This window comes from Stenotrophomonas sp. STEN029 (genome assembly GCF_056760015.1).
In genome coordinates this window covers 1-1,235 of record NZ_JBRREC010000178.1, presented here as the reverse complement: position 1 = coordinate 1,235, position 1,235 = coordinate 1, and the positions used below count along the sequence as shown (strand labels likewise).

General features: G+C 57.3%; 1 protein-coding gene. It reads left to right on the top strand.

The window, feature by feature from the left end; genetic code table 11:
- Positions 1 to 64 precede the first annotated feature (64 nt).
- A protein-coding gene (locus ACVOLI_RS20480; protein ID WP_481615786.1) for an IS3 family transposase occupies positions 65 to 1,206 on the top strand; the annotation gives its coding sequence in 2 pieces (ribosomal slippage) (positions 65 to 302 and positions 302 to 1,206; 1,143 coding nt in all).
- The last annotated feature ends 29 nt before the right edge of the window (positions 1,207 to 1,235 follow it).

Here is a 1,235-nt window from a genome sequence, read left to right as displayed (position 1 = left end):
CTGAATCGCCCAGGATTTCGTAGACACCTCGCAGCCATAAACTATGGCTTAGGCGGAGGTGGTTATGAGCACGAAACGTTATACGGATGAGTTCAAGATCGAGGCGGTTCGGCAGGTTGTCGAGTACGGCCGACCGGTAGCTGAGGTGGCTGAGCGACTAGGTGTGTCGGTCCATAGCTTGTATGGGTGGAGACGTCAGCACGGCCAGGGAGAGGTGGGGCGTCGCGTTGAGCAGGACCAGAACGCTGAGGTTCGCCGACTTAAGGCTGAGTTGCGTCGCGTCACTGAAGAGCGAGACATCCTAAAAAAAGCCGCCGCGTACTTTGCCAAGGGGTAAGAGCAAAGTACGCCTTCATGAAGTGCCATGTGGATCAGTTCGGGTTGGCAGCCATGTGCCGGGTACTGAGTGTCCATCGCAGCGGTTACTACGCCTGGCTTCGAGGCCCGATAAGCCCCCGCGAACGGGATGACCAACGACTGCTTGGACTGATCAAGCACAGCTGGCTTGAGAGTGGCTCGGTCTACGGACATCGCAAGATCACTTCGGATCTTCGCGAGCTAGGGGAGACGTGTAGCAGGCATCGCGTAGCGCGATTGATGAAGAACGAAGGGCTTCGGGCGATGGTTGGCTATGGCCGTAGACCGCGCCCATTGAGTGGGCCCGTGGGCTCAGTGGCAAAGAACGTCTTGGCGCGCGGTTTCAAAGTAAGTGAACCGAATCGCGCATGGGTAACGGACATCACCTACATCCGAACCTACGACGGCTTCATGTACTTAGCCGTTGTGCTCGATTTGTTCTCACGCCAGGTGGTGGGTTGGGCGACGCGCCCCACGCAGCACACCGACTTGGTTCTGCAAGCGCTGCTCGCTGCGGTTTGGAGGCGCAAACCCGCTCCGGGTTTGCTTCTGCACTCTGACCAAGGAACGCAGTTCACCAGCGAAGATTGGCAGTGCTTCCTGCGTGAGCACGACATCGTATGCAGCATGAGCCGACGAGGAAATTGCCACGACAACGCAGCAATGGAGAGCTTCTTCCAGCTGTTGAAACGCGAACGGATTAAGCGGCGGATCTACAGCAATCACGACGAGGCACGCGCCGATGTCTTCCAGTACATCGAGATGTTTTACAACCCGACACGGCGACACGGTTCCAATGGCGGCCTGTCCCCGATAGAGTTTGAACGGCAGTACGCACTAAACGGCTGAAGAGTGTCTACAAAAGCCTGGGCGATTCA